Raw genomic sequence first — 26,862 nt, 5'->3', positions numbered from 1 at the left:
AGGAGGGAAACCTGCATGATACAGCAAGAAAGCAGACTGAAAGTAGCAGACAATACAGGTGCGAAAGAGTTACTGTGTATCCGTGTGCTTGGTGGTTCAACCAGAAGATATGCAAGCATTGGCGACGTTATTGTTGCAACTGTTAAAGATGCAACACCAGGCGGCGTTGTTAAAAAAGGTGATGTAGTAAAAGCTGTAGTTGTACGTACTGTAAAAGGTACTCGTCGTAAAGATGGTTCCTACATCCGTTTCGACGAAAATGCTGCTGTTATTATAAAAGACGATAAAAACCCAAGAGGAACCCGTATCTTCGGGCCAGTAGCAAGAGAGCTTCGTGACAAACAGTTCATGAAAATTGTTTCCTTAGCTCCGGAAGTACTTTAAGGAGGTGCGAGAAGATGTCAACTATGAAGATCAAAAAAGGCGATATGGTTAAAGTTATTGCCGGTAAAGATAAAGACAAAGAAGGCAAAGTCATCTCTGTAAATCAGAAGGACAAAACAGTTCTTGTTGAAGGTGTTAACATGCTGACAAAACATGCTAAACCAAGCATGGCTAATCAGAATGGTGGCATCATTCATCAGGAAGGACCTATTGATATTTCTAACGTAATGTACATTCACAAAGGAAAAGCTACAAGAGTAGGTTTCAAGATGGATGGAGACAAGAAAGTACGTTTTGCAAAATCAACAGGTGAAGTTATCGATTAATTTTGAGGAAGGAGGTCCAGGGCTTTGAGTAGACTGAAAGAACAGTACCAGAACGAGATCATTGATGCAATGATCAAAAAGTTCGGTTATAAAAATATCATGGAAGTGCCGAAACTCGATAAGGTTGTTATCAACATGGGTGTTGGCGAAGCAAAAGATAATGCAAAGGCTTTAGAGTCAGCTATTGCTGATATGGAAAAAATCACAGGACAGAAAGCAGTTGTATGTAAGGCAAAGAAATCCGTAGCTAACTTCAAACTGAGAGAAGGAATGCCGATCGGATGTAAGGTTACATTGAGAGGAGAGAAGATGTACGAATTCGTAGATCGTCTTGTTAATCTTGCACTGCCTCGTGTACGTGACTTTAGAGGAGTTAATCCGAACGCATTTGACGGAAGAGGTAACTACGCTCTTGGTGTAAAAGAACAGCTTATCTTCCCGGAAATCGAGTATGATAAAGTGGACAAGGTAAGAGGTATGGACGTAATCTTCGTTACAACAGCTAAGACTGACGAAGAGGCACGTGAGCTGCTGAAACAGTTCAACATGCCGTTTACAAAATAAGGAGGTAAATTATGGCTAAAACAGCAATGAAAATCAAACAGCAGCGTAAGCAGAAATTCTCCACAAGAGAATACAATCGCTGCAGAATTTGTGGTCGTCCGCATGCATATTTAAGAAAATATGGAATCTGCCGTGTTTGCTTCCGCGAACTGGCATACAAAGGACAGATCCCAGGTGTGAAAAAGGCAAGCTGGTAAGGAGGTAAAGAGCAAATGACTATGAGTGATCCAATTGCAGATATGCTTACAAGAATTCGTAATGCAAATACTGCTAAACATGATACAGTTGATATCCCGGCATCCAAGATGAAAATCGCGATTGCAGATATCTTACTGAATGAAGGATATATCGCTAAATACGACATCGTAGAAGACGGTGCGTTCAAGACAATCCGTGTAACATTAAAATACGGTGCAGACAAGAATGAGAAAGTTATTTCCGGTCTGAAGAGAATTTCCAAACCAGGTCTTCGTGTATATGCAAACAGCGAAGAACTGCCGAAGGTACTGGGTGGACTTGGAACAGCTATCATTTCTACAAACCACGGTGTAATCACAGACAAAGAGGCTAGAAAGCTTGGCGTAGGTGGAGAAGTACTGTGCTTTGTATGGTAACTATCACAAGGTAAGAACTGAAAACAGAGAAGCCAACGCAGCTTCTCCGAGAATTTAAGTTAAGGAGGACAAGGCAATGTCACGTATAGGAAGACTGCCAATCAAGGTTCCAGCAGGAGTTACTGTTGAAATTACTGAGAACAATAAAGTGACCGTAACAGGTCCAAAGGGAACTCTTTCCAAAGAGCTTCCAACAGAAATGGAAATCAAACAGGAAGGCGATGAAATCATCGTAACAAGACCTAACGACTTAAAGAGAATGAAATCTCTTCACGGTCTTACAAGAACACTGATCAACAACATGGTTGTTGGTGTGACAGAAGGATACAAGAAAGTTCTGGAAGTTAACGGTGTTGGATACAGAGCAGCAAAATCCGGAAATAAATTAACACTGAGTCTTGGATATTCTCATCCGGTAGAGATGATTGATCCGGAAGGTGTTGAGACTGTTCTTGAAGGACAGAACAAGATTACTGTTCAGGGTATCGATAAAGAAAAAGTAGGCCAATACGCAGCTGAAATCAGAGACAAGAGAAGACCGGAGCCTTACAAAGGTAAAGGTATTAAATATGCTGATGAAGTTATCAGACGTAAAGTTGGTAAGACTGGTAAGAAATAAATAAGGAGAGTGTGAAAATGGTTAGCAAAAAATCTAGAAGCGAAGTTCGTGTTAAAAAGCACAGAAAATTACGTAACCGTTTTAGCGGTACAGCTGAGTGCCCGCGTTTAGCAGTATTCAGAAGTAATAACCACATGTATGCTCAGATTATTGACGACACAGTTGGTAACACTCTGGTTTCTGCTTCCACTCTTCAGAAAGAAGTGAAAGCAAACTTAGAAAAAACCAACGACGTTAATGCTGCAGCATGTTTAGGAAAAGTCATTGCAGAAAAAGCACTGGAAAAAGGCATCAAGGATGTTGTTTTTGACAGAGGCGGCTTTATATATCATGGCAAGATCAAGGCATTAGCAGACGCAGCTAGAGAAGCTGGACTGAATTTCTAGAAGGAGGAGCACACATGAAACAGGAACGTATTGATGCTGGTTCATTAGAATTAACAGAAAAAGTAGTATCAATTAAGCGTGTTACCAAAGTTGTTAAGGGTGGTCGTAACATGAGATTCACAGCTTTAGTTGTTGTAGGTGATGGAAACGGCCATGTTGGTGCAGGTTTAGGAAAGGCAACTGAAATTCCGGAGGCAATTCGCAAAGGAAAAGAAGATGCTGCTAAAAAACTTATTTCTGTTGCATTAGATGAGAATGGAAGTATTACACATGATTTAATCGGTAAATTCGGAAGCGCTTCAGTATTACTGAAGAAAGCACCGGAAGGTACTGGAGTTATTGCCGGTGGTCCGGCTCGTGCCGTTATCGAGATGGCAGGAATAAAGAACATCCGTACAAAATCTCTGGGATCTAACAATAAGCAGAACGTAGTTCTTGCTACAATTGAAGGATTAAGTCAGGTTAAAACTCCAGAAGAAGTAGCTAAGCTTCGCGGAAAATCTGTTGAAGAAATCTTAGGCTAAGTAAGGAGGTAGACCGAGATGGCAAACTTAAAAATCACTTTAGTAAAATCTACAATTGGTGCTGTACCGAAGCATAAAAGAACTGTAGAGGCACTTGGACTTAAAAAGACAGGCAGATCTGTTGAACTTCCGGATAATGCAGCAACAAGAGGAATGATTAAACAGGTTCAGCATTTAGTAAAAGTAGAAGAAGTTTAAATAATAATATCGAGTAAGGAGGTGTCACAATGGATTTATCAAACTTAAGACCTGCTGATGGTGCAAAACAGAGCGATAATTTCAGAAGAGGACGTGGACACGGTTCTGGTAATGGTAAAACTGCTGGTAAGGGACACAAAGGTCAGAAGGCTCGTTCAGGCGGCACAAGACCAGGCTTCGAAGGTGGTCAGATGCCATTATATAGAAGAATTCCAAAGAGAGGTTTCACAAACAGAAACTCTAAGACAATCGTTGGAATTAATGTAAGTGCTCTTGAAGTATTCGAGAATGATGCTGTAGTTTCTGTAGAAACATTAGTAGAGGCTGGTATCGTTAAGAACCCAAGAGATGGCGTTAAAATCCTCGGAAAAGGAGAGTTAACTAAGAAGCTCACAGTTCAGGCTAATGCATTCAGCGCTGGCGCTGCTGCAAAGATTGAAGCTCTTGGTGGAAAAGCAGAGGTGATCTAATTGTTTAAGACATTTCGAAAGGCATTTCAAATTGAAGATATTCGAAAGAAAATCTTATATACATTTTTAATGTTGATCGTAATCAGACTTGGATCCCAGATGCCTACGCCTGGTGTTAACCCGCAATACATTAAGGATTTTTTTGCACAGAACACGGGGGAAGCGTTTAACTTATTTAACGCTTTCACCGGTGGATCCTTTGAGCAAATGTCCATATTTGCTCTTAGTATAACACCATATATTACATCTTCCATCATTATGCAGCTGATGACTATTGCAATTCCGAAGCTTGAGGAAATGCAGAAGGAAGGCGAAGATGGAAGAAAAAAGATTGCAGCAATGACACGTTATGTCACAGTAGCGCTTGCATTGATCGAATCTACTGCCATGGCAGTTGGTTTTGGTCGTCAGGGACTTCTGGTCGAGTATAACTTTGTAAATGCTGCTACTGTAGTGCTGACACTCACAGCAGGTTCTGCGTTCCTGATGTGGATTGGTGAAAGAATTACAGAGAAGGGTGTTGGAAACGGTATTTCGATTGTATTGGTAATTAACATTATTTCACGTATCCCGAGTGATATGACAACACTGTTTGAACAGTTTGTAAAGGGTAAAAGCTTTGCATCCGGAACGCTTGCTGTAATCATTATCCTTGCAATCATTCTTGCACTTGTTGTATTTGTTATCATTCTTCAGGATGGTGAGAGAAGAATTGCAGTACAATACTCCCAGAAAGTACAGGGCAGAAGAACTTACGGCGGACAGTCGTCAAGCATTCCGTTAAAAGTTAATACTGCCGGAGTTATTCCGATTATCTTTGCATCTTCACTGATGCAGTTTCCTATTGTTATAGCAAGTTTTCTTGGAAAAGGAAATGGAAGCGGAATCGGAAGTGAGATTTTACGTGGATTGAATCAGGGTAACTGGTGTAATCCACAACATATCCAGTATAGCTGGGGACTTATCGTATATATTATTCTTACCGTATTTTTTGCATATTTTTATACTTCCATTACATTTAACCCGATGGAAATTGCCAACAATATGAAAAAAAGCGGTGGCTTTATTCCAGGTATCCGTCCCGGTAAACCGACGGTTGAATATCTGACAAAGATTTTAAACCGTATTATCTTTATCGGAGCTTGCGGACTGATCATGATTCAGGTTGTACCAATCTTCTTTAATGGAGTATTTGGTGCGAGTGTATCATTTGGTGGTACTTCCCTGATCATTATCGTGAGCGTTATCCTGGAAACACTCAAGCAGATTGAATCACAGATGCTTGTGCGTAATTATAGAGGATTCTTAAACAGATAATATTTTGACTCGCGGAATTTTTTTCGCGGGTTAAAATGCTATAAAGGAGGAAGTAACATATGAAGATTATTATGTTAGGCGCACCAGGCGCAGGCAAAGGAACCCAGGCAAAGAAAATCGCTGCAAAATACGAGATTCCTCACATCTCCACAGGAGATATTTTCCGTGCAAATATTAAAAATGGCACGGAGCTTGGAAAAAAAGCCAAAACTTATATGGATCAGGGACTCTTGGTTCCGGATGAACTGGTTGTAGATCTGGTTGTAGATCGTGTAAACCAGGATGACTGTGCAAATGGATATGTACTGGATGGATTTCCGAGGACAATTCCACAGGCAGAAGCACTCACTAAAGCTCTGGAAACCCTGGGACAGAAGGTTGATTATGCCATTGATGTAAATGTTCCGGATGAAAATATCGTAAAGCGTATGGGCGGAAGACGTGCATGTGTAGGATGTGGAGCTACATATCATCTTGAATATGCGGCACCCAAAAAAGACGGAATCTGTGATACCTGTGGCGGGGAGCTTATTTTAAGAGATGACGACAAGCCGGAGACAGTTCAGAAACGTCTGAATGTGTATCATGAGCAGACACAGCCACTCATTGATTATTATACTAATGAAGGTATTTTGAAAACGGTTGATGGAACCGTAGATATCAATGATGTTTTCCAGGCTATCGTGGAGATTTTGGGAGCGTAATATTATGCCAATTACAATCAAATCATCCAGAGAAATTGAACTAATGAAAGAGGCCGGAAGAATTCTGGAGAAGGTACATAATGAACTTGCTGTGGCTTTACGCCCGGGAATGAGTACCCTTGATATTGATCGTCTGGGAGAGGAGTTAATACGAAGCTATGGCTGTATTCCTTCTTTCCTGGACTACAACGGATATCCGGCATCAATTTGCGTGTCAGTGAATGATGAGGTGGTTCACGGAATTCCGACTGCGGATCGTATTTTACAGGAGGGTGACATTGTCAGTCTGGACGCGGGAGTAATTTATAAAGGATACCATTCTGATGCCGCCAGGACGTATGGAATTGGTGAAATCAGTGCAGAAGCGCAGAAATTAATAAAAGTTACGCGGGAAAGCTTCTTTGAAGGTATAAAATATGCAAAAGAAGGCAATCATCTATTTGATATTTCAGCTGCAATCGGCAGATATGCGGAGGGATATGGATATGGAGTAGTCCGTGACCTTTGCGGACATGGAATAGGAACAAATCTGCATGAATCTCCGGAAATACCGAATTACGTGATGAACCGTAAAGGAGTAAAGCTTAAGGCAGGCATGACACTTGCTATTGAGCCTATGATTAACATGGGAGGTTATGAGGTGGATTGGATGGATGATGACTGGACTGTCGTCAGCAGAGACCATTCCCTGTCAGCTCACTATGAAAATACGGTGTTAATAACGGAGAGTGAACCGGTGCTTTTGACTCTGAGTGGTCCGGAACCATTTGAAAAGTAGGAACCGGAAAGGACAGAGGAGGAAGGATTATGGAAAAATTCAAACCGGGGGTACCGGTGATCTCCAAAGCCGGACATGATGCCGGAAAGTTTTATATCATAATAGAAGTAAAGGATGCGTATGTATATTTAGCAGACGGCAGAATTAGAACGCTTGAGCATCTGAAAAAGAAGAAAAAAAAGCATGTTCAGATTATAAACCGGGAACATGATATCACTGGACTTGATGATGTGGGAATTAAACGGATACTAAAGGAATACGAAAAAGTGTAGGAGGAATCATCTATGTCAAAAGCTGACGTAATCGAAATTGAAGGAACTGTAGTAGAAAAATTACCAAATGCAATGTTTCAGGTGGAACTGGAAAATGGACACCAGGTACTTGCACATATCAGTGGAAAACTGAGAATGAACTTTATTAAAATTTTACCGGGAGATAAGGTAACACTGGAACTTTCACCATATGATCTGTCTAAAGGAAGAATTATTTGGAGAGATAAATAAATATCGTAAAAAAGCTATTGACTTTATTTGACTTTGAGTGCTATACTATATAAGCGCGTTTCCGGGCATTTATTTATTTGCCTGAAATAAGGGGATGAATCAAAACAGCACGGGATGCGCATGGTACAGAAGTCAGCAGGTGGACGAAAGGAGGATTTGACGTGAAGGTTAGATCATCAGTAAAACCGATTTGCGAAAAATGCAAAGTAATTAAAAGAAAAGGAAGCATTCGCATTATCTGCGAAAATCCAAAGCATAAACAGCGTCAGGGATAGGTACTGAACACTTAGATGATGTTTATGCAAATGAATTAGGCGGCTGATAGTTGACACACCAGGCAGTGTGTGAACTATTTAAAATATACAAGGAAGCACCTTTGGCCGGTGAAAATCCTTCGTATATTGCTTCTAATGCCGGCCCGTCATTACCGTTTCTTCTATAATATAGAATTTGCGGTGGCCGGAAAGGGCGTGCATACCGAACGCGCCTGGGTTATGCAAAATGCAAACCCCTATTAAAGACGATAACAAAACAGAAAATGGAGGAAAATCACATGGCTCGTATTGCAGGTGTAGACTTACCAAGAGACAAACGTGTTGAAATCGGATTAACTTATATCTACGGAATTGGTAGAACAAGCGCAAACCGTATTTTGGCAGAGGCAGGAGTAGATCCTGATATTCGCTGCAGAGACTTAACAGATGAGGATGTTAAGAAAATCAGCGCAGTAATCGATGAAACTCAGACAGTTGAAGGTGATCTTCGCAGAGAGATCGCACTTAACATTAAGAGATTGCAGGAGATTGGATGCTATAGAGGTATCCGTCACAGAAAAGGACTTCCGGTTCGTGGTCAGAAGACAAAGACCAATGCAAGAACAAGAAAAGGTCCTAAGAGAACAGTTGCAAACAAAAAGAAATAATTAAGTAACAAGACAATTATAATGAAGGAAAGTGTAGGTTAGTTTTATTATGGCAAAGAAAGTTACAAAGAAAGTGACAAAGAAACGTGTCAAGAAAAACGTTGAACGCGGACAAGCACACATCCAGTCATCTTTTAATAATACAATCGTTACATTAACAGATGCACAGGGAAATGCTCTTTCATGGGCAAGTGCTGGTGGTCTTGGATTCAGAGGTTCAAGGAAATCTACTCCTTATGCAGCACAGATGGCAGCTGAGACAGCAGCTAAAGCAGCATTAGTACATGGTTTGAAATCCGTAGACGTTATGGTTAAAGGACCTGGTTCAGGAAGAGAAGCAGCAATCCGTGCTCTTCAGGCTTGTGGAATTGATGTAACAAGCATTAAAGATGTTACTCCGGTACCGCACAACGGATGCCGTCCACCGAAACGCAGAAGAGTGTAGTCGCATACCACTTAGCGAAAGTATGTTGATTAATGCAATATCATAATGTCAAAAATTTAGGAGGAAAAAGAACATGGCAGTAAATAGAGTTCCGGTTCTTAAAAGATGTCGTTCACTTGGAATGGACCCAGTCTATTTAGGAATTGATAAAAAGTCTAACAGACAGTTAAAGAGATCCAACAGAAAAATGAGTGAGTATGGTCTTCAGTTACGTGAGAAACAGAAAGCTAAATTTATCTATGGTGTATTAGAGAAACCTTTCAGAAACTACTTCACAAAAGCTCAGCAGATGCAGGGTATGACAGGTCCAAACCTTATGATTCTTCTGGAGTCCAGACTGGACAACGTTGTATTCCGTATGGGACTTGCAAGAACTCGCCGTGAAGCAAGACAGATTGTAGATCACAAGCATGTACTTGTTAATGGAAAACAGGTTAATATCCCATCTTATTTAATCAAAGCTGGTGATGTGATTGAAATCAAAGAGAAATGCAAAGGTTCCCAGAGATATAAAGATATCGTAGAAGTTACTGGCGGACGTATGGTTCCGGCATGGCTTGAAGTTGACGCTGAAAACTTAAAAGGAACAGTGAAAGAGCTTCCTACACGTGACGAAATCGACGTTCCGGTAGACGAGATGCTTATCGTCGAATTATATTCTAAATAAGATCCATTCGGGCGCCCCGCAGCTGCATTTATGCACGGCGGGATACGCCTGATTAGGTTTATTTGGAGCATTTGACCCTCGATAAACGTAAATAACCCACAAGGAGGGACCTTATAGTGTTTGATTTTAATAAACCAAATATTGAAATAACCGAGATTTCAGAAGATAAGAAATATGGAAGATTCGTTGTGGAGCCTCTTGAAAGAGGTTATGGCACAACACTTGGAAATTCTCTCAGAAGAATTATGCTTTCTTCACTTCCTGGTGCTGCAATCAGTCAGGTGAAGATTGATGGAGTCCTGCATGAATTTAGCTCCATTCCAGGTGTAAAGGAAGACGTTACAGAGATTATCATGAACCTGAAATCATTAGCTATCAAGAATACATCTGAGACAGATGAGCCAAAGACAGCATACATTGATTTCGAGGGTGAAGGCGTTGTAACAGGTGCCGATATTCAGGTGGATTCTGATATTGAGATTATGAATCCGGATACTGTTATTGCTACACTGAATGGTGGGGCAGACAGTAAATTATATATGGAACTTACAATCACAAAGGGTAGAGGATACGTAAGTTCAGAGAAGAACAAGAATGAAGAACTGCCAATCGCAGTTATTCCGATTGATTCTATCTATACTCCGGTAGAGCGTGTAAATCTGACTGTAGAGAATACACGTGTTGGTCAAATCACAGACTTTGATAAGCTGACACTTGATGTCTGGACAAACGGAACGCTGGTTCCGGATGAAGCAGTAAGTCTGGCGGCAAAAGTACTTAGCGAGCATCTTAAATTATTTATTGATCTGTCTGAAGTTGCACAGGCAGCAGAAGTTATGATCGAGAAAGAAGATGACGAGAAAGAAAAAGTGCTGGAGATGAGCATTGACGAACTGGAGCTTTCTGTTCGTTCATACAACTGTCTGAAGAGAGCAGGAATCAATACAGTAGAGGAGCTGACAAACAGAACTCCGGAGGATATGATGAAAGTTCGTAACCTCGGACGTAAGTCTCTGGAAGAAGTGTTAGCGAAATTAAAAGAACTTGGCTTAGAATTAAGCCAGGGCGAGGAATAGAGCGGACGAAGTCCGCGATGCCGATTGAACTACTAACGTTCAAGCGGCTTCCACTAATCTTAGCTAAGGCGAGTGTAAACGAAGCCCGAGGTTAGTGCCAGGAGTTCGTTGTCCAGTAAGCCCGAAAGTGCATGGCAGCGGCATTTGGCTAGTAAGCCCGAAGATGCATAACCAAGTGTTAATAATGGAGGAAAAGAAAAATGGCAAAGTATAGAAAACTCGGCAGAACATCCAGCCAGAGAAAAGCATTATTAAGAAACCAGGTAACAGCACTGTTAAACAATGGTAAAATTAGAACAACTGAAGCAAAAGCAAAAGAAATCCGCAAAATTGCTGAAGGCATCATTGCACTGGCTGTAAAAGAGAAAGATAATTTCGAAGAAGTAACTGTTACAGCAAAGGTTGCACGCAAAGATAAAGATGGCAAGAGAGTAAAAGAAGTTGTAGATGGTAAGAAAGTTACTGTATACGATGAAGTAGAGAAGAAGATTAAGAAAGATATGCCATCCAGACTGCATGCAAGAAGAGAGATGCTGAAAGTTCTTTACCCGGTTAAAGAAGTTCCGACTGCAGCAGCAGGAAAGAAGAAAAATACAAAGGAAGTTGATTTGGTTGCTAAGTTATTCGACGAAATCGCTCCAAAATATGCAGACCGCAACGGTGGTTACACAAGAATTGTAAAGATTGGTCAGCGTAAAGGTGATGCAGCTATGGAAGTTCTGATCGAGCTTGTATAGTCTCTGCATGAAAAGATAAATAATTTAAAGATTAACGCATCCTGAGAAATCAGGGTGCGTTTTTTTTAAATAGTACTTGCATAAGTGATGTACAAAACGTATAATTGTATTAAACCAATAATACAAAAAGTAGAGATGACAAAGGGGTATATATGGAACCATTGATTAAAATTGAACACATGTATAAGATTTATAATCCGGGTGATGATGAAGTTAGAGCCCTGGATGACGTGAGTATGGAGATTCAAAGAGGAGAGCTTACAGCTATTATCGGACACTCGGGCTCGGGAAAATCAACTCTTATGAATATGCTGGGATGTCTGGACATTCCTACATCAGGAAAGTATTTTCTGAATGGGAAAGATGTTTTTAGCATGACGGACAATCAATTGTCGGATATCCGTAATCAGGAAATCGGCTTTATTTTTCAGGGATTTAATTTGATTGCCAATCTGGATGCGCTGGGAAACGTGGAATTACCCCTCATATACAGAGGGATAGATAAGAAGACCAGGCAGGAGCTTTCGAGAGAGGCGCTGCGTATGGTAGGATTGGAACCACGAATACATCACAAGCCATCGGAGATGTCAGGCGGTCAGCAGCAGAGGGTAGCGGTTGCCAGGGCAATAGCGGCAAAACCACCAATTATTCTTGCGGATGAACCTACAGGAAATCTGGATTCTCATTCAACAGAAGAGATTCTGCAGATATTGAAGGGATTACATGAAGCTGGAAGAACGGTCATTATTATTACTCACGATCCGGATATTGCCAGTCAGACGGATAGAGTTGTACAGATAAAGGACGGGAAAATAGAGAAGGATTACTGGAATGAAAAAGAATAATATAACAAGGGAGAATCATTTTATGAATTCAGAAGCAGTGAAAAAGGAACGAAAGAAATTGCCGGGATGGTTTATTTTTCCTATATTAGGTGTATTGGTTCTAGTATTTTTTGTCTTTTCAAAGCTGATAGGCGGCGGGGAGGCAAAAAGTACGGAGATGGATGTGGCAGTAGTAGAACGCGAAGATATCAAATCTGTCTATAATACATCTGGCACCGTGGAAAGCGGTAAAACAAAGGTGTTCTATTCTCCGGTAAATGCTCCGGTTAAGATATGCAATGCAAAAGTGGGAACAGCAGTGAAAGCCGGAGATATACTGGTAACTTTTGATACAACGAATCTGGAAAGGGATAATCAGAGGTCAGAGCTGGATGTTCTGTCTGCGAAATATTCGAATCAGGACGCTTTGGAACAAAATAGCCGGACTGCTCAGAGTGCTGCACAGGCAGAGGCTCAGACAGCAGCATCCATTCAGAAGCTGCGCAGTCAGATCAGTGAGAAACAGACCGAGATCAGTCAGCTTCAGGCGCAGGCAGAGAGTGAGAGTGCAGAGGCGGCTAAAATTGCATCGCAGACAGCAGATTTACAGCAAAAAATAGAGGCAAATTTAAACGAGCAGAGTGCGCAGAAGGCGGTAAAAGAAAATGCAGAGCGAGAATTAACGACGTTAGATCCGTCGAACCCTGAAGCAGCGGCGAGAATTGCGGAGCTTCAGACGACGGCGGCAGATGCTACCAATCGGATCAGCCAGCTTGAGCAGGAGTACCGGAGTCTGGAACAGCAGCTTGGTCAATTGGGAAGTGCAGATGCAGCAGCAGTTATACAGCAGCTTACGGCAGCCCAGCAGGAACTGGCATCGCTTCAACAATCTTTATCTGAACTGGAGAGTACATCAGGAAATACCGTCCCATCCGGACTTACCGGTGCACAGCTTAAGAATATGCAGATTACCGAGAATCTTGCCGAGCTTGCAAAGCTCAGTACAACTGAGCTTCTGGAAAAAGGAAAAGAAGGTCTGAAAGCAGAATTTGATGGAGTAATAGCAGATGTGAAAGCTGTAGAGGGAAGTGATACGGCTCAGGGAATGGAATTATTTACACTGGTGAGCAATCAGGATGTATACATAGCATTGGAAGTACCGGCAGGTGATTTTGAAAATTTGTCCACAGGAAGCAGTGCAACTATAAAAATAGGCAAACATTCCTATCAGGGAACTGTTGATTCTATTGATAAGATTGCGCTTCCTAATGCAAAGGGAAATCCGGTTGTCGGAGCAAAGGTACGACTCTCAAATCCGGATGAACATATCTGCATTGGTGTGAATGCAAAGGTGTCTATAACAGTAGCTGAGAAGAAGAAGGTTCTTTGTCTGCCGACAGAAGTAGTCAATACTTCAACAGATGGAGATTTTGTCTATGTGATTCGCAAAGGTATAGTAGAAAAGCAGGCTGTGGAGACCGGAACTGCATCCAGCAGCAAGATAGAGATTGTGAATGGTCTTGAGGAGGGAGATCAGGTAATTTCAAACACATCCGGAGATGTCAAAGAAGGTATGGCGGCAAAGGCAAAGGAGCAGTAGTATGGGACAATTTGGAGAGTATGTGAAAATGGCCCTGTACAATATCAGGGCAAATAAAGGGCGATCCTTTCTTACCATGCTGGGAATTATTATCGGCATTTCTTCTGTCATTACGATTGTTTCGCTGGGCAGTGGTCTGAAAGAAGATGTAATGTCCAGTAATGAGACTAAGAGTGTAACTGTAAATACAAACGCTGAGGAGACGACAAACACGGAATTGATAACCTGGGAGGATATTCAAGTCGTAAAGGAACAGTTGGGAGACAGAGCTGCCGGCGTGAGCGTTCTGGTGCAGCAGGTCGGAGAAGTAGAGAGCAGGAAAGGAAGATTCGATGCATATGTGTCCTTGACGATTCAGGATGAGGAATATAATCCTTATCAGCTCCCAATTATTACAGGCGAGTATTTTACGGAAGATGACGTGGTAAATGGTAATCCGGTATGTGTGCTGGATCGGGGAAGTGCCCTGTATCTTTTCGGGACAACAGATATTGTGGGAATGGATTTTGATCTGGAAATCGGTAATGCAGTACAGACATTGACGATAAAAGGAATCCGGGATGTATCGGATGCGGATATGAAGGCAAATGAAGAGGCCATGAAAATGTTTGGAATGGAGATGCCTGTTATGATTGAACTTCCCTATACCTGTGCGACGGCCTGGGGAGATGATATCGACGCATTTTCTTCTGTAAATATTTATCTCGCAGAGGGCGAGAATGAGAACTCTGTCGCAAAATCGGCAGTTCAGCTTCTGAATTCCCGTCATATGAATGATGGGGAGAATTTATTTACAAAAGCACAGTCCATGGGTGCCATGGTCAATGCTATGGGTTCCATTCTGGATGCAGTGACCGCATTTGTAGCATTTGTGGCGGGCATCTCTCTTCTGGTAGGAGGTATCGGAGTTATGAATATTATGCTGGTATCTGTAACAGAGAGAACCCGGGAGATAGGAATTCGCAAAGCGCTGGGTGCCAAGACATCCTCCATTATTGCGCAGTTCCTGTGTGAGTCGGCTATCATATCGGGAATTGGAGGTGTGATTGGAATTGCTCTTGGAGCAGGAATTGCCGGTCTGATATCAGTCATGAAGATTGCCGGTCTGTCAGCCCGACTTTCACTGTCGGCAGTAATACTTACGACCTGTTTTTCTTGTGGCGTGGGAATTATATTTGGCATCTATCCGGCGAGAAAAGCGGCTCGTATGAGTCCGATTGAAGCGTTAAGACAATTGTAGTTTATGTAGAAGGAGATTAAGAATATGTTTAGACCAAAATTATTATTAAAAGTAATATCCATATTGATGATTATTTCAGGAGTGCTTGGAGTATTTGGAACAGTGGTCAGCTATGTAATGCTGCCACAGCTCTCAGAAGTCCCGGGAGTGGATATGAGCGCCATAACAGCTGCTTATACACCACTTGCCATGGTTCTTGGCATTCTGACTTCTGTGACAGCTGCAGGAGCCGGAATATTTGGAATTGCCGGAAAGTCCGTAAAATGGGCGACTATCTTTGCAGGGATTTATACAGCTCTTATAGTGATCGCAACGATAAGGAGCATGGTTGGAGGAACCTTCACATTCCTGGCTGTTATGGATTATATTATTCCTGCCTTATACTGGTGGGGATTGTACCAGTCCAGAGAATAGGCACGTTAAAAAATAGACCATTATGTTAAATAATCTACTTATGTAATTTTCCTTACAAATTCATTTTTAAATGGTATAATTAGAAAACTGCGGGGTGAAAGCAGGAAAAACAATAATATTAAAAAAATGAAAGAGAGGGAATTAAAAAATGAGCAGATTGGAGATTGCTTCTCCGAATAGGGCTGAGATCGTGATGGAAGGGCTCTATAAGGATCTGGAGCGAAGAATCGAATCCAGTCCTCCGGGACTTTGTCCGGTGGACATGGCGCGTGCATTTCTGGAATTATGCCATGCGCAGACATGTGGTAAATGTGTCCCCTGCCGAATCGGACTTGGACAGTTAAACCACTTTATCAAAGATGTATTGGACGGAAAAGCAACGATGGAGACGCTGGATATTATGGAGGAGACAGCGTTATCTATTATGGAGTCAGCTGATTGTGCAATTGGGTATGAGGCTGCACATATGGTCTACAAGGGACTGATTGGTTACCGGGATGATTATATTGAGCATATTGAGAATGGACGCTGTACCTGTACATATAATCAGCCGGTTCCGTGTGTGGCCCTGTGTCCTGCACACGTGGATATACCGGGATATGTGGCACTGGTAGGAGAGGGAAGATATGCAGATGCTATTCGTCTGATCCGTAAGGATAATCCGTTCCCGACTACCTGTGGTTTCATCTGCGAGCATCCGTGTGAGGCAAGATGCCGCAGAAATATGGTGGATGATTCTATCAATATCCGGGGACTTAAAAGAGTGGCGGCAGATTTTGCAGGAGAGGTAGATCCTCCGGCGTGTGCACCGTCTACAGGAAAAAGAATTGCTGTTCTTGGCGGAGGCCCGGGCGGCTTAAGTGCGGCATATTATCTGCAGCTTATGGGTCATCAGGCCGTGGTTTATGAGATGCTTCCGAAGCTTGGGGGAATGCTTCGTTATGGTATCCCGAATTATCGTCTTCCAAAGGAGCGTCTGGATGAGGATATTAACAGTATTTTAAAGACCGGAGTCGAGGTGAAGCATGGACTGAAAATTGGTCAGGACATTACGATCCAGCAGCTTCGGGAAGAGTATGATGCAGTTCTCATTACGATCGGTGCAAGCACAGATAAAAAGCTTGGACTGGAAGGTGAGGATGCAGACGGGGTGCTCTCAGCAGTTCAGTTCCTGCGTAATGTAGGAAAGAATGAGATTATGGATCTGACCGGAAAAGAGGTTGCAGTTATCGGCGGAGGTAATGTATCCATGGATGCAGTGCGTACTGCAAAACGTCTTGGGGCAAAGAAGGTCAGCATCGTATACAGACGGCGTGTGGCAGATATGACAGCGCTTCCTGCAGAAATAGAAGGGGCAGTAGCAGAAGGAATCGAACTTCAGACACTGAAGGCTCCGGCTTCCCTGGATGTGGATGAGAATCATCACATTAAAGGAATTTATGTGACTCCACAGATGGTAAGTTCTATTAAGGACGGACGTGCAAGCATTAAGCCTACAGGCGAAGAAGATGTTTATATTCCGTGTGATATCCTGGTCGTTGCCATCGGACAGAATATTGAGACCCGTCATTTTGAAGAGGCGGGAATTCCGGTATCACGCGGTAAAATTATAACGAAGAGTACCGGTACATTTGAAAATATGCCGGGAGTATTTGCAGGCGGAGACTGTGCGAGCGGTCCGGCATCTGTAATTAAAGCAATTGCAGCAGCTAAGGTTGTTGCGGCAAATATTGATGAATATCTGGGATATCACCATGAGATTTCCTGCGATGTAGAAATTCCGGAAGCAAATCTGGATGACAGAACTCCTTGCGGACGAGTGAATCTTACTGAGCGTGAGGCGTGTGAGAGAGTCTGTGATTTTGAAGGTGTGGAGAACTGTATGACGGAGAAGGAAGCCAGACAGGAAGCTTCAAGATGTCTGCGCTGTGACCACTTTGGATACGGAATCTTTAAAGGAGGCAGAGAAAAATTATGGTAAATATTACGATTGATGGAAAACAAATTTCAGTAAAAGATAATACCACGATTATGGAAGCTGCTTCCCAGAACGGGATACCGATTCCCAGACTTTGTTATCTGAAGGGAATTAATGAGATTGCGGCGTGTCGTGTCTGTGTAGTGGAGCTGGAAGGAAAAGAAAAATTGATTACTTCCTGTAATAATGTTGCGGAGGAGGGAATGGTGATCTATACCAACAGTCCGAAGGTTCGCAAACACAGAAGAAAAACAGTGGAGATGATTTTATCCCAGCATGACTGTAAGTGTGTGACCTGTGCAAGAAGTGGTAACTGTAGTCTTCAGACCATCGCAAATGATCTGAATATTCTGGAGATTCCATTTAAACAGGAACTGGAACATCAGCCGTGGAATAAGAAATTTCCGCTGATACGTGATTCTTCCAAGTGCATCAAGTGTATGCGCTGTGTACAGGTATGTGATAAGGTACAGAGCCTCGGTGTGTGGGACGTAGAAGGAACCGGTTCCAGAACGACTATCAATGTGTCAGGACGACGCAGGATTGAGGAGGCGGATTGTTCTCTTTGCGGTCAGTGTATTACACACTGCCCGGTAGGAGCATTGACTGCCCGTGATGATACAGAGAAGATATGGGATGCGATTGCGGATAAGGATAAGATTGTAGTGGCTCAGGTAGCACCTGCCGTGCGCGCGGCATGGGGCGAACAGATAGGTCTTGCACCTGAAGATGCTACAATTGGAAAGATACTGGATGCCCTGAAACGTATGGGTGTGGATTATGTGTTTGATACCGTATTTTCAGCAGACCTGACGATTATGGAAGAGGGACATGAATTTGTACAGCGCTTTACCAGTGGCGAGCTTAAGAATCGTCCGATGTTCACTTCCTGCTGTCCGGGATGGATTCGCTTTATCAAGACTCAGTTCCCGCATCTGGTGAAATACCTGTCTTCCGCAAAATCACCGCAGCAGATGTTCGGTGCAGCTATGAAGACCTATTTTGCAGACAAACTGGGTGTGGCACCGGAGAAGATTTATACAATATCTGTGATGCCTTGCGTGGCAAAGAAGGGCGAGCGCGAGATGGAGCTGTTCTATGGTGAATATGCAGGACATGATATTGATGCGGTTATTACGACCAGAGAGCTGGTAAAAATGATTCGCTCTGCACATATCAGACCGGATACGCTTCAGGATATTGAGAGTGACAGACCAATGCAGGGAGGAACCGGAGCAGGTGTAATCTTCGGAGCTACCGGTGGTGTTATGGAGGCTGCACTTCGTTCTGCATACTTTATCATTAAAGGTGAGAATCCTCCGGCAGATGCTTTCCACGCTGTGAGAAGTCAGGGCTTCAATGAGAATGATGGTGTACAGGAAGCAAATTTCCAGATAAATGATATTACCGTAAGAACAGCGGTTGTCAGTGGTCTGGGTAATGCAAGAGCGCTTCTTCAGAAAATTGAGCGTGGAGAAGTACAGTATGACTTTGTTGAAGTAATGGCATGTCCGGGTGGCTGTGTCGGAGGAGGCGGTCAGCCAATCCATGACGGAGAAGAGCGGGCATTTGAACGCGGAAAGAACCTGTATTATCTGGATGAAAATTATGATATACGTTTCTCGCATGAGAATCCGGATGTATTGGAAATGTATGAAGAATATTTCGAAAAACCGTTATCTCATAAAGCGCATATGCTGTTGCACACCGAGCATGATGCAGAGGTAGTAAACTACGGTAAAGGTTTCTAAATAAGACTTGTTTAAAATAATAGAGTTGGATTGAACGAATATGGTCAGAGGTGATTACATCTGCAAGTTCAATCCAACTTTTTTTGTCATAATTCCACAATTGTTCAAAAGCACTTTGGCACGCTAAAAAAGAATGTTAAATATTTATCAAAAAGTTATTGACAAATAATTAACAATCGCTTATACTACGACCATAGCAAAGAAAAAACGGTTCACATTCATGAATTCCACAGGAGGAGAACACAATGGCAAAGAAAAAAGAGACAGTACCTCAGATCGTAGACAGCGTAGAAGCTCTTGAAGCAAAGATGAACGCGATGCGTGAAGCACAGAAGATATTTGCAACCTATACACAGGAGCAGGTAGATAAAATCTTCTTTGAGGCAGCTATGGCGGCAAATAAAATGAGAATCCCGCTTGCAAAACAGGCAGTAGAAGAAACAGGTCGTGGTATCGTAGAAGATAAAATTATCAAAAACCACTATGCAGCAGAGTATATTTACAATGCATATAAAAATACAAAGACATGTGGCGTAATTGAGGAAGACAGCGCATTCGGAATCAAGAAAATCGCAGAACCTATCGGTCTTGTGGCAGCAGTTATTCCTACAACGAACCCGACATCAACTGCTATTTTCAAAACGCTGATCTGTCTGAAGACCAGAAATGCAATCATCATCAGCCCTCATCCGGCAGCAAAGGCATGTACTATCGCAGCAGCAAAGGTTGTGCTGGATGCGGCAGTGAAAGCAGGTGCACCGGAAGGTATTATCGGCTGGATTGATGTTCCTTCTCTGGAACTGACAAATACAGTTATGAGAGAAGCGGATATTATTCTTGCAACCGGAGGTCCGGGAATGGTTAAGGCTGCTTATTCATCAGGTAAACCGGCACTGGGTGTTGGAGCCGGCAATACACCGGTTATTATCGATGACACAGCAGATGTAAGAATGGCTGTAAACTCCATAATCCATTCCAAGACATTTGACAATGGTATGATCTGTGCTTCTGAGCAGTCTGTAACTGTTCTGGACAGCGTATATGATCAGGCAAAGAAAGAATTTGAATATCGTGGATGTTATTTCTTGAAAAAAGGCGAGGAGCTTGATAAAGTTCGTAAGACCATCATTATCAATGGAGCCCTGAATAATAAGATTCCCGGAAAATCAGCATATGAAATTGCTAAACTTGCCGGTGTAGAGGTTCCGGAAAGCACAAAGATTCTGATTGGTGAAGTAGAGTCAGTAGATATTTCCGAGGAATTTGCACATGAGAAATTATCTCCGGTACTTGCAATGTATCGAGCAAAGACATTTGACGAGGCTCTTGCCAAGGCAGAGCAGCTGGTAGCGGATGGTGGATATGGACATACGGCATCATTGTACGTACACCCGGCAGAGAAGGAGAAGATTGCAAAGCATGCAGCAGCAATGAAAACCTGCCGTATTCTGATTAATACACCATCTTCCCACGGTGGAATTGGTGATTTATATAACTTTAAACTGGCACCGTCTCTTACCCTTGGATGCGGTTCCTGGGGTGGAAACTCTGTATCTGAGAACGTGGGCGTGAAACATCTGATTAACATTAAAACAGTTGCAGAGAGGAGAGAGAATATGCTGTGGTTCAGAACACCTGAGAAAGTTTACTTTAAGAAGGGCTGTATGCCGGTAGCACTGGATGAGCTTGGAACAGTGATGCATAAGAAGAAAGCGTTTATCGTAACAGATACCTTCCTTTATAAAAATGGTTATGTAGCTCCGATTGAGAAAAAACTGGACGAAATGGGAATTCAGCATACATGCTTCTATGAAGTGGCTCCGGACCCGACACTGCAGTGTGCAGAAAAAGGTGTAGATCAGATGAGAGCATTTGAGCCGGATACAATTATCGCACTGGGCGGTGGTTCTGCAATGGATGCAGCAAAGATCATGTGGGTAATGTATGAGCATCCGGAAGCAAACTTTGAAGACATGGCTATGGACTTCATGGATATTCGTAAGAGAGTATTTACCTTCCCGAAGATGGGAGAGAAGGCTTACTTCGTAGCAATTCCGACTTCTTCCGGTACAGGTTCTGAAGTAACACCATTTGCAATCATTACCGATGCAGAGACCGGAGTAAAATGGCCGATTGCTGATTACGAGCTTCTGCCGAACATGGCAATCGTAGATGTAGACAATATGATGACCCAGCCAAAGGGACTGACCAGCGCATCCGGTATTGATGTTATGACGCATGCTATTGAGGCATATGTGTCCATCATGGCAACAGATTACACAGACGGACTGGCACTTAAGGCAGTGAAGGCAGTATTCGATTACCTGCCATCTGCATATGAAAATGGCGCAAATGACCCGATTGCAAGAGAGAAGATGGCAAACGCATCCTGTATGGCAGGTATGGCATTTGCAAATGCATTCCTTGGACTGAATCATTCTATGGCACATAAGCTTGGCGCATTCCATCACCTGCCGCACGGTGTGGCAAATGCAGTGCTTCTGACAGAGGTTATGAGATACAATGCAGCAGAAGTTCCGACGAAGATGGGAACCTTCTCACAGTATGAGTATCCGCATGCTCTGGCAAGATATGCAGAGATTGGACGTTTTGCTGGATGTATGGGAAAGGATGATCAGGAAGTATTTGAAAATCTTTGTGCAAAACTGGAAGATCTGAAAGAAAAGATCGGAATTAAGAAATCCATCAAGGAATATGGAATTGATGAGCAGTATTTCCTGGATACACTGGATGATATGGTAGAACAGGCATTCAATGATCAGTGTACAGGAGCAAATCCAAGATATCCATTGATGAAGGAAATGAAAGAAATTTATCTTAAATGCTATTATGGCAAATAGTTTTTCTCGATAGTTTTTCTCACGTAAGAAGAACGCCTCACGAAAAGTGGGGCGTTTCTTCTTGCGTTGGGTCGGGACAGAGAACCGTCCCTATTATTGATTGTTTACAATATTTTTCTTACTGATATGATAATCTCTCTTTAATGCGCTCATAATATAGCGGGATACCATGTCTACGATAATGAATCCAAAAGCAATCGCGAGACAGGTAGAAATCAGAACCAGCGTCTCGGAAAATGCCATATTTATATTGCGGCTTACACATCCATACATTACGTAATACAGGTTCGGTCCCGGAATCAGAGGGAACACAGAGGCTGTCAGGAAAATAGTGGAAGGTGCCTTGTTGATTCTGGACATAATAAATGCGAAGAATCCAACAAATACGGAAGCCACCAGTGTTGCAAGGAAGTTGCTTGGCCGTAAGTAGAATACCAGCAGGTAGATTGCCCAGGTAAAGAACGCCCCCACGCTGGAATAAAGAACCTGTCTTCCTCTGATTTTGAACCACAGCGCAAATCCGGTACATGCGATAGTACAGGAGATAAGCTGTACAGGAATGCTGTGGTTTAAGATAAACCCATTCGAAGTTCCGTCATCCAGAAGGAGCATTGCGAGTGCAATTCCAAAAGCAATACCGGCGGCTCCGAGGAAGGAATTCATAATGTTCAAAAATCCTGATATAAAATCACGCTGTAATAAATCACGAATTCCGTTGGTTGTTCCGAGGGCACTGATCAGGAGCATGACAATACCGATCATAATACGGTCTGAATGAGTTCCGATACCAAGTCTGATCATAACAATGATAATGACTTCTGACAGGAATGCCAGAATCATATTATATATAAGAAGATTGTCTTCTCGCTTACTCAGCCATTCGCCCACTATTACAATCATCAAAGAAACAATAACAGCGACAATAGCATCCATAAAGTTACAGCCAAAAAAGACTGCAAATCCTGTTCCGCCCATAACACCTGCAAAATACTTGGCAGCAGGGTGCTGTTTGGGGCGGTTCAGAACCTCCAGATATTTTTCGCGAAGTGTTTTCTCATCCGGTGTGTTATCACATACATATCGGCAGAGATTATTTAGATAGTCCAGACGGTCAAAATCAATATCCGTTGTTTCTACGTGGCGAATCTGGGTAAGAATTTCACCGTCCGGAGTTTCAACTGTGATTTGAATGTTGCTTGGAATAATGAACACATCACTGTGTACAAAGCCATAGCTCCGGCACATTCTGTACAGACTGTCTTCCAGTCTGAAGTTCTCAGCGCCGCTTTTGAGCATGGATTCTCCTATGTTCAGAATTCCCTGTAAAATGCGTTTGTAATCCATACCTTTATCCTTTCAAAGTCCTTTTTTTGGCTTAAGCCAACATATGAATCATACCACTGATTCAGAAAAAGTCCAATGAAAAAAATTAAGGCTGGCATTAGAAATTGTAATGGAATATCGATGATTAATTGTTGATTATTGATAATCCATTACATCGATCCATTTCATGAGAAAGTCTTTTTCCAGTTCGTTATCTTTTTCAAGCTGGGATGCAGCTACGATAGGCAGCCATTGCTGTACATACTGTTTTGCGGTATCGCTCTTCTTGCAGAACAGGTCAAGATACAGATCTGCAGTTTTCTGATCCTTCAGTGCAAAGAGAAGGTAGGTCATGGCAGCATCAGCACTGGCATTTCCCTGAGTTGCGTGTGCCCAGTCAACCACCGTCATCTTTCCGTTCTTTCCGACAATAACATTGCTTGGGTTAAAGTCCCCGTGACATACTTTGGAGTGTTTTGGCATGCTCTCCAGCCTGGTGCGAAGCTCATAACGCTGGGTAGCATCCAATGCCTTCAGAGTGTCAATCTGGCGGGCCAGTTTATCTTTCATGCGATTCAGCATGGGAGCAGTCTTTGCATGAATGGTCAATTGCAGATCTACAAAGTCTGACATATATTTTTCTATATTAGCAGCATCTACCTGCATCATTTCTTCCAGAGTCTTACCGTCCTTTTTTTCGATTACCAGAGCCCATTTTCCGTCTATCTGGGTAACTTCCTTTAATTTAGGAATGTCCAGACCGGTTTCCTCGATGCGTACAGTGTTCAGAGCTTCGTTAAATACTGCTGACTTTGGGTGAGTAGTCTCAAATACTTTTACGATTCCTTCTTCGCAGCGATATACTTCTTTGTATGGACGTTTTACGATTAAGTTAGCTTTGTCAAGTGTCATTGTGATACCTCCTGTTGTAAATGATTATCCGTTTACTGATATGCCTATTATACACCCGAATATAATATTTGAAAAGTAAAAATGATAAAAATTTAACTAAAAAAATATGAAAAAATAAATTGTTAATTTAATAACGAATGAATCTGTTTTTACTCTATAGAAAAATCCAGAGATATATAGTAGACTAAAGATAAATATGGAGCAGGAAGGAGAGTTGTTATGCGGATCGAGTTTTCCAGTGTTTTTATCATCATTTCATTCATTATTGCAGCAGTCGATGGGTTTCTTGCACGACAAGCTCTTCGAAGGGAAGACAAAAAAGGAATATATCTTGGTATAGCCTGCATTTGTGCTATTGTGGTGGATATCAGCTATCTGCTCAGTATTTTGACCAGAGATTATTTTTTTACGTCTCTTACTTCCAGCATTTATTTTGCCAGCATTGATATAATAACGGTCTGTCTGCTGGTTAGTGTAAGATATTACACTGGGTATTTTATGCGGAAAAGCAGCAGGATATTATTCTTCGGCCTGCTGATATGGATGACGGTAGATTTGCTGGTGATGCTGATAAATCCATTTTATGAGATCGCTGTCAGGTATGAAAGAAGAGATACATTGATTGCACACTTTCGCTATCAGATGATGTCAGGGTTTGAACTGCATCTTCTTTTTACATATATTATTGTTGTGATCGTGTTGGCAATTCTGTGTCACAAAGCATATGTGGTGCCTTCCGATTACCGCCGACAGTATTTGTATGCGGTATATGGAATACTGCTGGTGGTAGGCTGTAATGCGTTTTTTCTGTTTCTTCCACAAAAGTCTTTATTCAACTTGCTGGACTATTCTATATGGGGCTATAGTGTGATTGCCGCATTTCTGTATTGGGATTATTATATGTATGCTTCTCATGGAATGCTGAATCATTTTAAAAATATGATTTTTGATAATGTAGATCAGGGAATCCTGCTTTTTGATTACGAGAATAAACTGATTTTGAAGAATAACCGTGTGACATCTTTGCTTCCTGAGGTGGTGCCAAAGCAGGAGATGGAATTGGCGGATTTTCTGGAGCAGTGTCATATCCCATTGGATATCGGTCAGAAAAATGAGGGGTGTTCGCTGCAGTGCTATACCAGAAAGGCGAATAAGATTGAGTCTGTTCGATGTGATTACCGGACTCTGAAAAATAACAGGGGAGAACTGATGGGAAGGCTATTTGTACTGTCGGATGCATCCCAGGATACAGATGTGCTGACCGGTTTTCAAAGTTGGGAGAGTTTTCAGAGATTTGCGGGTGATAATCCATTGTCTTTTGGACATCCTGCGCTTGTTGCTATCTGTGATATTAATAGTCTTGTTGCAATTAATAAGAGCTTTGGACGCAGTCGTGGAGATCAGGTGATTCAGTACCTGGCGGAACTGATGAGGAAATGTTTTCCCAAGACCAGCTATTTTGTCAGGGGTGAGGATGCGAACCTGATTGCAATCTGCTATGGAAAGAATGAGGAAGAGATTCTTGAATGTCTGAATCGGATTCAGGAAGAAGATATTATTGATATTCAGTATGCTGTCAGCACGACTTCGGAAGAAAAACCGGATATATTGGAAGCTATTGCAGCGGCAAAGAGTGGGATGACGGCAAAGAAGCTTCTGGATAGGAAGTCGGCGCATTCACATTCTATTACATCTCTTGTCCGTGCTCTTCAGGAATGTGACAGTGATACAGAAGTGCATGTAAAACGGACACAGGAACTTGGGGAAGCCCTTGGAAGGCGGATGGGTCTGTCGGATGTACAGCTTAGCAGATTATCCTTGCTGTGTCTGTTGCACGATATCGGTAAAATTGGAATACCGTTGGAGATATTGAATAAACCGGGCAAACTTTCGGAATCGGAATGGAGAATTCTTCAATCTCATGTGGAAAAGGGATATCAGATTGCCAGAAGTTCACAGGAATTGGAAGAAATTGCAGATATGATACGGCACCATCATGAGCGATGGGATGGAAGAGGATATCCGGACGGATTGTGCAGGGAAAATATCCCTTTGTTGGCTCGTGTGATTGCGGTGGTGGATGCTTATGATGCTATGACAAATGACCGATCTTATAGAAAAGCCATGTCCAGGGAAGAAGCCGGAAGAGAGCTTAAACGCTGTTCAGGAACGCAGTTTGATCCTTATATTGTAGGTGAATTTTTGGCAATGCTACGGGAGAGAGAGGAACTGGTGGAAAAAACAGCCGGGGATATGCAGGAACATGTGGAAAAGGTGGATGCAGAAGCTGCGGATGATGCTCAGAACATAGGTGTTGATGTGCGGAAAGGGCGGGAGAGTACGGTGCATCCTGTCTGTTACAGCCGCTACATACTGGATAGTCAGCAGAATATTATTTCCATAGATGATAATTTTGAATTGCTTACGGGATATCAGAGAAAAGATATAGAAAATGGCAGGATGAGTCAGGCAGATCTGATATTTCCGGAGGAGAGAATGGAGTATTTCTGCCAGGTGAATGAACAGCTCGGTCGTAACGCAATGGCATTTATTGAACATCGTATCAAATGTAAAGACGGAAGCATGAAATTTGTGTTCTGTTATGGGAAGCAGTTTTATGATTCTGCCGAGAGGGAGATGCGTTTCGAAATTATTATTACAAGTAAAATATAATCCGCCCCGCATTACAGCCGGATTCCACTTTAATGAAGTGGAATCCGGCTGT

Annotated in this window: 31 protein-coding genes; 29 read left to right on the top strand and 2 right to left on the bottom strand. The window is 42.4% G+C overall.

All coding sequences use genetic code 11. The features are described 5' to 3' along the window. Window positions 1-15 precede the first annotated feature (15 nt). The 28 genes from rplN to adhE all read left to right on the top strand — a co-directional run bounded on the left by rplN (window position 16) and on the right by adhE (window position 21,902). Window positions 16-384 carry a 50S ribosomal protein L14 gene (rplN, locus tag ACQRCC_RS07350; protein ID WP_427850164.1) on the top strand — a complete coding sequence of 123 codons (369 nt, stop codon included), beginning with the start codon at window positions 16-18 and terminating at the stop codon, window positions 382-384. A 14-nt stretch (window positions 385-398) separates the two neighbouring features. Next, window positions 399-710 (top strand): 50S ribosomal protein L24, encoded by a 312-nt coding sequence (gene rplX / locus ACQRCC_RS07345; RefSeq protein WP_427850163.1) that lies wholly within the window; start codon window positions 399-401, stop codon window positions 708-710. A 24-nt stretch (window positions 711-734) separates the two neighbouring features. Beyond that, entirely contained in the window at window positions 735-1,274 is a 540-nt protein-coding gene (gene rplE / locus ACQRCC_RS07340) for a 50S ribosomal protein L5 (protein WP_427850162.1), read from the top strand. A gap of 11 nt (window positions 1,275-1,285) precedes the next feature. Further along, entirely contained in the window at window positions 1,286-1,471 is a 186-nt protein-coding gene (locus tag ACQRCC_RS07335) for a type Z 30S ribosomal protein S14 (protein WP_016220062.1), read from the top strand. 15 nt (window positions 1,472-1,486) lie between these two features. Beyond that, complete coding sequence (rpsH, locus tag ACQRCC_RS07330) at window positions 1,487-1,888, top strand: 30S ribosomal protein S8 (protein ID WP_427850161.1); 402 nt, start codon at window positions 1,487-1,489, stop codon at window positions 1,886-1,888. Window positions 1,889-1,964: 76 nt separating this feature from the next. Beyond that, window positions 1,965-2,507, top strand: a complete 543-nt coding sequence (gene rplF, locus ACQRCC_RS07325) for a 50S ribosomal protein L6 (RefSeq protein ID WP_427850160.1) — start codon at window positions 1,965-1,967, stop codon at window positions 2,505-2,507. 17 nt (window positions 2,508-2,524) lie between these two features. Next, window positions 2,525-2,893 carry a 50S ribosomal protein L18 gene (rplR, locus tag ACQRCC_RS07320; protein ID WP_427850159.1) on the top strand — a complete coding sequence of 123 codons (369 nt, stop codon included), beginning with the start codon at window positions 2,525-2,527 and terminating at the stop codon, window positions 2,891-2,893. A 14-nt stretch (window positions 2,894-2,907) separates the two neighbouring features. Then, window positions 2,908-3,417 (top strand): 30S ribosomal protein S5, encoded by a 510-nt coding sequence (rpsE, locus tag ACQRCC_RS07315; RefSeq protein ID WP_427850158.1) that lies wholly within the window; start codon window positions 2,908-2,910, stop codon window positions 3,415-3,417. Between the two features lie 18 nt (window positions 3,418-3,435). Then, window positions 3,436-3,615, top strand: coding sequence for a 50S ribosomal protein L30 (gene rpmD / locus ACQRCC_RS07310; protein WP_427850157.1), 180 nt, complete (start codon window positions 3,436-3,438; stop codon window positions 3,613-3,615). Window positions 3,616-3,644: 29 nt separating this feature from the next. After that, window positions 3,645-4,085: a 50S ribosomal protein L15 gene (gene rplO / locus ACQRCC_RS07305; protein ID WP_427850156.1), complete on the top strand. Its 441-nt coding sequence runs from the start codon at window positions 3,645-3,647 to the stop codon at window positions 4,083-4,085. Next, window positions 4,086-5,402, top strand: coding sequence for a preprotein translocase subunit SecY (secY, locus tag ACQRCC_RS07300; protein ID WP_427850155.1), 1,317 nt, complete (start codon window positions 4,086-4,088; stop codon window positions 5,400-5,402). It begins immediately after the preceding gene. A 59-nt stretch (window positions 5,403-5,461) separates the two neighbouring features. Further along, window positions 5,462-6,106 (top strand): adenylate kinase, encoded by a 645-nt coding sequence (locus ACQRCC_RS07295; protein ID WP_427850154.1) that lies wholly within the window; start codon window positions 5,462-5,464, stop codon window positions 6,104-6,106. A 4-nt stretch (window positions 6,107-6,110) separates the two neighbouring features. Further along, window positions 6,111-6,884 (top strand): type I methionyl aminopeptidase, encoded by a 774-nt coding sequence (map, locus tag ACQRCC_RS07290; RefSeq protein ID WP_427850153.1) that lies wholly within the window; start codon window positions 6,111-6,113, stop codon window positions 6,882-6,884. Between the two features lie 29 nt (window positions 6,885-6,913). Continuing rightward, the gene (locus tag ACQRCC_RS07285; protein ID WP_427850152.1) at window positions 6,914-7,156 is read left to right on the top strand and encodes an RNA-binding protein; all 243 of its coding nucleotides are present in this window, start codon (window positions 6,914-6,916) and stop codon (window positions 7,154-7,156) included. Between the two features lie 12 nt (window positions 7,157-7,168). Further along, on the top strand, window positions 7,169-7,387 hold the full coding sequence (infA, locus tag ACQRCC_RS07280) for a translation initiation factor IF-1 (protein ID WP_004607275.1): 219 nt from the start codon (window positions 7,169-7,171) through the stop codon (window positions 7,385-7,387). Between the two features lie 161 nt (window positions 7,388-7,548). Then, the gene (rpmJ, locus tag ACQRCC_RS07275; protein WP_003022746.1) at window positions 7,549-7,662 is read left to right on the top strand and encodes a 50S ribosomal protein L36; all 114 of its coding nucleotides are present in this window, start codon (window positions 7,549-7,551) and stop codon (window positions 7,660-7,662) included. 278 nt (window positions 7,663-7,940) lie between these two features. Continuing rightward, window positions 7,941-8,309 (top strand): 30S ribosomal protein S13, encoded by a 369-nt coding sequence (gene rpsM / locus ACQRCC_RS07270; RefSeq protein WP_427850151.1) that lies wholly within the window; start codon window positions 7,941-7,943, stop codon window positions 8,307-8,309. A 49-nt stretch (window positions 8,310-8,358) separates the two neighbouring features. Continuing rightward, window positions 8,359-8,754 (top strand): 30S ribosomal protein S11, encoded by a 396-nt coding sequence (rpsK, locus tag ACQRCC_RS07265; protein ID WP_004607272.1) that lies wholly within the window; start codon window positions 8,359-8,361, stop codon window positions 8,752-8,754. A 73-nt stretch (window positions 8,755-8,827) separates the two neighbouring features. Further along, complete coding sequence (gene rpsD, locus ACQRCC_RS07260) at window positions 8,828-9,421, top strand: 30S ribosomal protein S4 (RefSeq protein ID WP_427850150.1); 594 nt, start codon at window positions 8,828-8,830, stop codon at window positions 9,419-9,421. A gap of 116 nt (window positions 9,422-9,537) precedes the next feature. Next, window positions 9,538-10,497, top strand: a complete 960-nt coding sequence (locus ACQRCC_RS07255; protein WP_427850149.1) for a DNA-directed RNA polymerase subunit alpha — start codon at window positions 9,538-9,540, stop codon at window positions 10,495-10,497. Between the two features lie 200 nt (window positions 10,498-10,697). Beyond that, entirely contained in the window at window positions 10,698-11,234 is a 537-nt protein-coding gene (locus ACQRCC_RS07250; RefSeq protein WP_427850148.1) for a bL17 family ribosomal protein, read from the top strand. A gap of 152 nt (window positions 11,235-11,386) precedes the next feature. After that, complete coding sequence (locus ACQRCC_RS07245) at window positions 11,387-12,079, top strand: ABC transporter ATP-binding protein (RefSeq protein ID WP_427850147.1); 693 nt, start codon at window positions 11,387-11,389, stop codon at window positions 12,077-12,079. Window positions 12,080-12,101: 22 nt separating this feature from the next. Then, on the top strand, window positions 12,102-13,658 hold the full coding sequence (locus ACQRCC_RS07240) for an efflux RND transporter periplasmic adaptor subunit (RefSeq protein WP_427850146.1): 1,557 nt from the start codon (window positions 12,102-12,104) through the stop codon (window positions 13,656-13,658). A gap of 1 nt (window position 13,659) precedes the next feature. Continuing rightward, window positions 13,660-14,898, top strand: a complete 1,239-nt coding sequence (locus ACQRCC_RS07235) for an ABC transporter permease (protein ID WP_427850145.1) — start codon at window positions 13,660-13,662, stop codon at window positions 14,896-14,898. Window positions 14,899-14,922: 24 nt separating this feature from the next. Continuing rightward, window positions 14,923-15,312: a hypothetical protein gene (locus ACQRCC_RS07230; protein ID WP_427850144.1), complete on the top strand. Its 390-nt coding sequence runs from the start codon at window positions 14,923-14,925 to the stop codon at window positions 15,310-15,312. 148 nt (window positions 15,313-15,460) lie between these two features. Then, window positions 15,461-17,293 carry an NAD(P)-binding protein gene (locus ACQRCC_RS07225; RefSeq protein WP_427850143.1) on the top strand — a complete coding sequence of 611 codons (1,833 nt, stop codon included), beginning with the start codon at window positions 15,461-15,463 and terminating at the stop codon, window positions 17,291-17,293. Continuing rightward, a complete protein-coding gene (locus tag ACQRCC_RS07220; protein WP_427850142.1) occupies window positions 17,287-19,041 on the top strand; it encodes a [FeFe] hydrogenase, group A in 1,755 nt (584 codons plus the stop codon). The genes ACQRCC_RS07225 and ACQRCC_RS07220 overlap by 7 nt, the downstream gene beginning before the upstream one ends. 245 nt (window positions 19,042-19,286) lie before the next feature. Continuing rightward, window positions 19,287-21,902: a bifunctional acetaldehyde-CoA/alcohol dehydrogenase gene (gene adhE / locus ACQRCC_RS07215; protein WP_427850141.1), complete on the top strand. Its 2,616-nt coding sequence runs from the start codon at window positions 19,287-19,289 to the stop codon at window positions 21,900-21,902. A 93-nt stretch (window positions 21,903-21,995) separates the two neighbouring features. Here adhE and ACQRCC_RS07210 read toward each other — a convergent pair whose 3' ends face one another. Both ACQRCC_RS07210 and ACQRCC_RS07205 read right to left on the bottom strand, forming a co-directional pair. After that, entirely contained in the window at window positions 21,996-23,246 is a 1,251-nt protein-coding gene (locus ACQRCC_RS07210; protein WP_427850140.1) for a threonine/serine ThrE exporter family protein, read from the bottom strand. Window positions 23,247-23,381: 135 nt separating this feature from the next. Next, the gene (locus ACQRCC_RS07205; protein ID WP_427850139.1) at window positions 23,382-24,137 is read right to left on the bottom strand and encodes a phosphotransferase; all 756 of its coding nucleotides are present in this window, start codon (window positions 24,135-24,137) and stop codon (window positions 23,382-23,384) included. Between the two features lie 219 nt (window positions 24,138-24,356). Between ACQRCC_RS07205 and ACQRCC_RS07200 the strand changes: the two genes are divergently transcribed. Then, on the top strand, window positions 24,357-26,810 hold the full coding sequence (locus tag ACQRCC_RS07200) for an HD domain-containing phosphohydrolase (RefSeq protein ID WP_427850138.1): 2,454 nt from the start codon (window positions 24,357-24,359) through the stop codon (window positions 26,808-26,810). Window positions 26,811-26,862: the final 52 nt, after the last annotated feature.

It is taken from the genome of Sporofaciens sp. SGI.106, assembly GCF_050314255.1.
In the GTDB taxonomy this organism is placed as follows: domain Bacteria; phylum Bacillota; class Clostridia; order Lachnospirales; family Lachnospiraceae; genus Claveliimonas.
This window is presented reverse-complemented; position numbering and strand designations above follow the sequence as displayed.